Here is a 7366-nt window from a genome sequence, read left to right on the forward strand (position 1 = left end):
CTGTTTGGTTTAAGTTTCCCATTCTTTGATTATTTTGGCGCCCTATGAAGTCATTATTCCTCTTCCTCCTTCTCTTATCACCTATGGTGATGTTTGGTCAAAAGGACAGCCTTAAAAAGCACGATAAGGATCTTTCGTTTACGGGAACCCGGATCAATCCTTATTCGGTTGAATATGATACTTCAGGAAAGATAAAACTGTCGGCCTATATCGACACCTACTACGCGTTTTATTCCGACACGGTGGGTTCGGGTGGATTCCAAAAATTCCCAACCACTGCACCGCGCTCTGATCAATTCGGATTAAATATTGCCCAGGTTTCGGCCCGTTATCAGTCGGATCGTTTTCGGGGTATTGCCACGTTATTCTGGGGCGATTGTCCCCAAAGTGCCTGGTCGCCCCTTTTGAATCTCATTCAGGAAGCCAATCTGGGTTTCAGAATTGCAAAAGGCTTATGGTTCGATGCCGGTTTTTTTCGTACGCATATCGGACTGGAGTCGATACAGCCAAGGGAGAACGTCACCATGAGCTTTGCCACCACCACTTATTTCGAGCCTTATTACATGGCAGGAGCTAAACTGACCTATGAGCTTAGTCCAACGCTCGTGGTCCAATTAAATGCATTTAACGGTTTCAATGCTTTTGCCGAAACCAATTCCAATAAAGCTGTAGGTGTTTCTGCGGCATGGACACCCGGCGAGCATTTTAATTTATCCTTTTCATCGCTGGCATCGGATGAGTCGGCCGATGATTATCCTCTGCCACAAATGCGCCTTTACAACAATTTATACATGGTTTATAAAACCAATCGCTTCACTCTCGGTGTAGAAGGTAATTTCGGATTGCAGCAAAACACCAAACTCAGCGATTCTTCTGCTACTGCCATGATGTATAGCACGCTTATCGCTGCGAAATACAGAGTAACAACCCACTGGGGAGTTTATTCCCGTTTTGAATTTTTCGATGATCCCGACGAAATTTTAACGGGTCCCGTGTATAACGATAATCATCAATTGGCGGGAATGAAACTCATCGGATTTACAGCAGGTACCGAATACAAACCCATACCCAACTCCTACCTACGAATCGAATCGCGTGTATTGCAGGCACCGAGTGATGAAAAAATATTTTACTACAACGCGCAAAGCAGCAATATTCGCTGGGAGGTAATTTGTGGATTAGGATTTTGGTTTTAAAATGAACGTATGAAAAAAAATTGGATCGCTATTTCTGCTTTAGTTCTTGCAGCATGTTCAGGTGAAACGGAAAAAGCATCGTCTAAGCAGAATTTAGCTTTTGAAGAGTACATCAGCGCATATCGTCCTTCCTCCATACAGGATATGAGTTATTGCTCCAACAGCATCTCCCAAGCGGTAAAAGGGAAACGGATGATTGAAACTACAGACAGTGCTTTATTTCCATTTCTTCCGGAAATTCTAATTGAAAATGGTGGATTTATGGATAAGGTTTATACAGATTCTTCAAGCGGATTAATGCTATGTACCGCTTTATTGAATGCCGACTTTTTTGGTCCGGTTTACCTCCTTTATTCCGGCGAAGGGAAATTGCTCGATCATTTTGTAGGATTCAATACACCGGGTACCGATGAAGGATGGCAATCGGTGGAATGTGTAACAGCGAATACGAATGGAGATTTGATCTTTAAAGATGCAACGACATCCTGGTCGCCCGAAGATTCTGCCGCTACGGTGAAAACAGAGATCACAGAAATGAACATGCAACCTTTTCGGCACAAATCATTCAAAAGCGAAAAGCTTCAATAAGTATCAACTGATTTTTTCGAATAGAAATAAAAAAGGCCTCATCAACGATGAGGCCTTTTTTAAAAGCATCTTAGAAGATTATTTTACAATCGCCTGGAAGCTAGCTTCGTTAGCGAACTTAAGGAATTCACGATCTTTTCCTGCTTTGGTTTTCAGTGAGCCATCTTTCTGGATTGCAGAAGTAAGGTTGCTGGTAACCTGAGCAAGGTTGTTTGCACGTGCAGCAATTACTGCGCGGAGGTAGAAAGTAAGCGCAGCTTCTTTTTCTGCAGATGCATCTAAAGTAGATGAAGCTTCATTTCCGTTACCGTTTAACACTTGAGCAAGCGCAAGGTTAAAGGTTTTGAAAGAACTCATTTGGCTAACAGCTTCTCCGTATTTACCTTTTTGGATATTGATGATACCCATGTTGTAAGATACTTCCGGACCAGCACCTGAAGCTTCAGAAAGAAGTTTTTCAGCTTTAGCACGATCACCTTTCTGACGAGCACAAGCAGCCAGGTTATTTTTAACGATTGGCTCAGAAGAAGCTAATGAAGCAGCTTTTTCGAATTCAGCTTGAGCGTCGTTGATTTTACCTTGCATAAAGAGGATAGCTCCGGTGTTGTTGAAACCTCTCCAGTCTTGTGGGTAGATACGGCTAACTTCACGGAAAATGCGAAGTTTTTCGTTCATGTCGTTAGTCAATGTAGAAGCAAACAACAATTCTTCAACAGTTAAAGAATCTGGTTTGGTTTTGCTCCACTCAGTTAATTCCTGGTCAGTTTTTCCGTTAAGGTCGTAGTTCAACGTTACTGCAGAACGACGAAGTTTAGGAAGAACTTTTTTCTCAAGTTCCTGATAAGTTTTCGCCATGTTGCGGATTTCCTGCTCACGTTTGTTAACGTCAGAGTACATTCCAAGAACGCGAACGATTAATTCTTTATCAGCAATATCCGTTTTGTCTAACTCAGATTTGAAACCATCCCAGTCTTCACCTTTACCTTGAAGATTGTAGAACGATGATTTTGCATCTTGTCCTTTTTCCCATTTCAATTTTTTCGCTTCTTTAGCAATCGCCTCAGCTGCAGTGCGAGCACGGTCGTTAGCTAAATTGTCGTTGATTGCAATTTCACCTTCAGGTGATGCATATGCAGGAATAGTGATGTTTTTAATGTCGATGCGTGGATTTGCAATGGCTGATTTTAACCAGTTCATGAAATCTACATAGTCTTTGTCTTTCAACTCAGAACCTTTTACTTCGTGACGACCTTTATCGTAGTTGATTACCATCTCAGCAGTGTGAGAAGTAACGCGTACAAATTTGTCTTTACCGAAGATTACTTTATCGTCGCTCATTACTAATAATGGAGTGATGATGGTACCATCAGCAATTTTATCTGTAGTAATAAGTGCTTTTTCTTTGGTTCCTTTTTTAGGAAGGATCTTTACTTTGATCTCAGCCACTTCCATGTTTGGAGTGTAAGGAACTTTAGAAGTATAAGAGAATGAACCACCTTCTTTAGGGATCACTTTACCGTTACCCGCTGCTTTAGGCCCCTGGAAAATTTCAGTTTTGAAAGCTTTCTCCTGACCATCAGATCCGATGATAACCGGAGTTACTTCTACTACTGCTTTTTTGTGCAGACCTTTTTCAACGAATTTACCGTTGATGTTAAGGGTTACAGTGTCGCCGTGCATTTCCACGGGATTCGGGTTTACCTTGTACTCGATGTCTTTTACAAGTGTACACCCCTGGATAAACATTGCGCCAGAGAAAGCTGCAAGTGATAATCCGATGAGTTGGTTCTTTTTCATTTACGATGCTTTTTTATTCGGGTGCAATATTAACGGATTATTTTAAAAATAAAAAACCAAGATTTCAAGAATGTAATCCTGCTATTTTATCGATAAAGTAATTGATTTATAGCGAAATACGGGTAATTCCTACTGGATATTCCTGATTAATTGTTTCAGAAATCCGAAATAAATCCTCCTTTTTAGTAGCGAAATCCAGCTCTCCGTAGTCCAATAATAAGATCCGAAGTCCCTGTAAAGTAGCAAGATGCTCCAGATAAACCTGCTGGATTCCCTGTAAATATTCTTCTTTTATACATTGTTCATAAATCCTTCCTCTTTTTTCGATGTGTGATTTCAATTTGGAGGTGGGAACGATTAAAAAGACGATTAAATCGGGCTTGGGAAGTGTTTTAAACATGATGTCGTACAGGCGACGGAACAGACTGAATTCGTTTTCATCGAGGTTATTACGGGCGAAAATCAGTGATTTTTCGAGGTAGTAGTCGGAAACCACCGTGCTGCCAAAGAGGTCCGGACCATTCATTTCTTCACTGAGCTGGCGGTAACGCTCGGCCAGGAAGTACATTTCCAACGGAAAGGCGTGCCGTCGGGGATCTTCATAAAATAAAGGAAGAAAAGGGTTGTCCTCGAATTGCTCCAGAATGAGTTGGGTCGACCACAACTCGCTGAGTCGCCGCGCCAGGGTTGTTTTCCCTGCACCGATATTTCCTTCGATGGCAATAAAACGATGGATACTCATTCGGGGAAATTCAAAGGATGTAACAATTTAACAATGGAAGTATCCTCACATATATGCAAGGCATCAATCACCGTGGAACCGTCGGGGAATTGCCAATCGGCAGCTATTTCACTGAGTGGTAAAAGGGCAAATTTTCTTAATGTTAACCGTGGATGCGGCAATAGCAAGCGCGGATGGTCGAACGAAATCCCCTCCCCTAACAGCAAATCAATATCGATGCTCCGGTCGGAATATCCGGGTTGATCCCTGCGTTTTCGTCCCAATTCACGTTCAATTTCCAAGGCACAATCGAGTAATTCCAGCGGCGATAGTTCTGTTTCCAGCACAACGGCCATGTTCAGAAAATCATTCGAATCGAAACCCCAGGAGGGCGACTGGTAGAGTTGGGATTGCGTTTGAATGGTCCCTGCTTTTCCTTGTAATAAGGACAAGGCGCGGACAAAGGTCCCCCTAACATCTCCTGAATTTCCCCCAAGCAGCAAAGCAAAACGCATCATGGGTGCAAATGTAACTTTCCCTTCAACACGTCCAGCAGCCATTGGTGTAAAAGCCCTTCATCACCGGGTGATGCTCAACTATTTTTGACCTAGAAATTATCTACCCATGAAAGAATTTTTTAAAATGATGGCTGCCTCTGCAGTCGGACACCTCATCACCGGTATTCTGGTGGCCTTTTTATTTGCCGTATTTCTGGTTTCGCAGTTCATGAGTGCATTTGAAGGACTGGAAGACAAGAATAAAGTGGAAGTAAAAGAAAACTCGGTATTACATATTAAGCTGGACAATCCCATCAGCGACCAGGCAACGAATCCGGATTTCAACTTCGGATTTGGCGGATTCAGTTCTGAAAAAGTGAGCGGATTAAATGTGATGCACAAATGCCTTCAGCGCGCTGCCAAGGATGAAATGATTAAAGGAATTTTCCTTGATATTTCTGCGGTAAGTGGTGGAATGGCCAGTGTAGAAGAATTGCGCAATATGCTGCTTGAATTCAAAAAAAGCGGAAAATTCATCATTGCCTATTCTGAAATTTATACGCATAAATCGTACTACCTCGCTACCGTAGCCGATCAGATTTTGCTTTATCCCCAAGGTATAGCACAACACACCGGTTTAACTGCAGAAATCATGTTTATGAAAGGCATGATAGATAAACTCGATCTGGATTTAGCCATCATTCGCGGAAGCAACAATAAATTTAAAAGCGCTGTAGAGCCATTTATGTATGAAAAAATGAGCGATGCCAACCGAGAGCAAACCACTAAATACCTGAATGCATTATGGGGACATATGATGCAGGGTATTTCCGAACAACGGAAAATCTCTATTGAACAATTGAATTTACTCGCCGATTCATTGGTGTTACAAACGGCCGATGCAGCAAAAGAACATCACTTTGTGGACCAAATTGCCTACCGCGATGAAGCCTATGCTTTACTGAAACAAAAAGTGGGCATTGAAGAAAAAGAAGAATTAAATCTTGTTGCCATTTCCGATTACAACAAAGACAAAAGGCTGAATAAAATCAAAAAAGAAGAGGAATTGGCCAATCAGGACAAATCACAAATTGCAGTGATTTATGCCGTGGGCGATATTATTGATGGTAAAGGCGATAAAAACTCTATCGGTTCGGTTACTCTTTCTGAAGAAATCAGGAAAGTCCGTTTGGACACCACTGTAAAAGCCATCGTTCTCCGTGTTAATTCACCCGGTGGAAGTGCTTTGGCTTCGGATGTGATCTGGAGAGAAGTGGTTCTTGCTAAAAAAGCCAAACCTTTTATTGTATCGATGGGTGATGTTGCCGCTTCGGGTGGATATTACATCAGCTGTGCTGCGGATAAAATTTACGCTCAACCGAACACGATTACCGGTTCTATAGGTGTATTCGGAATTTTGCCAAACACCGAGCGCATGCTGAAAGAAAACATTGGAATTACCTACGATCGCGTTAGAACCAATACCCATTCGGATCTAGGATCGATTTCTCGTCCCCTCGACGATTTCGAATATAAAATCATTCAAAAAGGGGTGGACGATATTTATTTTGACTTCACCTCGAAGGTGGCTGAAGGTCGCAAACACAAGAACCTGACCCGCGAAATGGTGGACTCCATCGGCCAGGGAAGAGTGTGGGCCGGAACAGATGCCCTTAAGATAGGTCTGGTGGACGAACTGGGAGGCCTGGATGCGGCCATAAATGAAGCTGCCAAACGCGCCAAACTGTCAGAAAATCAATATTATGTCGCTGAATATCCGAAAGTTAAGCCTCCGTTTGAGGAGTTGATGGAAAGTTTAAAAAATGAATCAAAAATTGAAATTATTAGCCAAAATTTTGGCCTAAGCCCCGAAATGATGTTGTATCTTTACAACGTCAAAAAGATTCTCAGGACGAAGGGTATTGTTGCTATGCTTCCGTATCATTTCGACATCCACTGAACCACTGCCATGATGTTTAGAGGAACTTCCTGAAATAAAACCCCGATTGTCTTAGCAGTCGGGGTTTTTCTTTTATAAATGACGAATGAAATTGGTCTAGATAAAATCCTATTTCATTTTTTTAAATCAGTATTTTCACGAAAAACAGATTACATGTATTCGCACCGTATTCAACTTCGCGTTCGTTATGGAGAAACAGACCGTATGGGTTATTGTTATTATGGAAACTATGCCGAATACTATGAAGTGGGTCGTGTTGAAACCTTGAGAAGTCTTGGTTTCAGCTATAAAAAACTGGAAGACGAAGGGGTGTTATTACCGGTTTTGGAATTCACTATTAAATATTTTAAGCCGGCTTATTATGATGATGAGCTTCAGCTGGTGACTCAAATTGATGAAATGCAGGGAGCACGGATTCGTTTTAGTTATAAAATGTACAATAATCAGGAGCAATTATTGAATGAGGGTCAAACCACTCTTGTTTTCGTTTCTTCTAAAAACGGCAGACCAACTTCTCCCCCGGCCGACCTGGTGGAAGCATTGAAGACTTATCTTCATTGAGCTTTTTTAACATTTCGGCATGTAATTTGGAAGCAACTCTTTTGTT

The 7366-nt window shown here is 41.8% G+C and carries 7 protein-coding genes; 4 read left to right on the forward strand and 3 right to left on the reverse strand.

From position 1 onward, the window contains the following. The first annotated feature begins 44 nt into the window (after positions 1-44). Positions 45-1196 carry a porin gene (locus K1X56_10040; protein MBX7095053.1) on the forward strand — a complete coding sequence of 384 codons (1152 nt, stop codon included), beginning with the start codon at positions 45-47 and terminating at the stop codon, positions 1194-1196. A gap of 9 nt (positions 1197-1205) precedes the next feature. Then, positions 1206-1784 carry a hypothetical protein gene (locus K1X56_10045; GenBank protein ID MBX7095054.1) on the forward strand — a complete coding sequence of 193 codons (579 nt, stop codon included), beginning with the start codon at positions 1206-1208 and terminating at the stop codon, positions 1782-1784. Positions 1785-1862: 78 nt separating this feature from the next. On the opposite strand, the gene K1X56_10050 is transcribed toward K1X56_10045, so the two are convergent. The 3 genes from K1X56_10050 to folK form a co-directional block, all read right to left on the reverse strand. After that, on the reverse strand, positions 1863-3581 hold the full coding sequence (locus K1X56_10050) for a hypothetical protein (protein ID MBX7095055.1): 1719 nt from the start codon (positions 3579-3581) through the stop codon (positions 1863-1865). Positions 3582-3687: 106 nt separating this feature from the next. After that, positions 3688-4323 (reverse strand): deoxynucleoside kinase, encoded by a 636-nt coding sequence (locus tag K1X56_10055; protein MBX7095056.1) that lies wholly within the window; start codon positions 4321-4323, stop codon positions 3688-3690. Beyond that, positions 4320-4862, reverse strand: a complete 543-nt coding sequence (gene folK / locus K1X56_10060; protein MBX7095057.1) for a 2-amino-4-hydroxy-6-hydroxymethyldihydropteridine diphosphokinase — start codon at positions 4860-4862, stop codon at positions 4320-4322. Before folK ends, K1X56_10055 begins: the two co-directional genes overlap by 4 nt. A gap of 64 nt (positions 4863-4926) precedes the next feature. On the opposite strand from folK, the gene sppA reads away from it, so the two are divergent. Together sppA and K1X56_10070 are read left to right on the forward strand one after the other, a co-directional pair. Continuing rightward, positions 4927-6759 (forward strand): signal peptide peptidase SppA, encoded by a 1833-nt coding sequence (sppA, locus tag K1X56_10065; protein MBX7095058.1) that lies wholly within the window; start codon positions 4927-4929, stop codon positions 6757-6759. Positions 6760-6912: 153 nt separating this feature from the next. Then, the gene (locus K1X56_10070) at positions 6913-7320 is read left to right on the forward strand and encodes an acyl-CoA thioesterase (protein ID MBX7095059.1); all 408 of its coding nucleotides are present in this window, start codon (positions 6913-6915) and stop codon (positions 7318-7320) included. Positions 7321-7366 lie beyond the last annotated feature (46 nt).

The sequence above is a fragment of the Flavobacteriales bacterium genome, from assembly GCA_019694795.1.
Classification (GTDB): Bacteria; Bacteroidota; Bacteroidia; order Flavobacteriales_D; family UBA2798; genus UBA2798.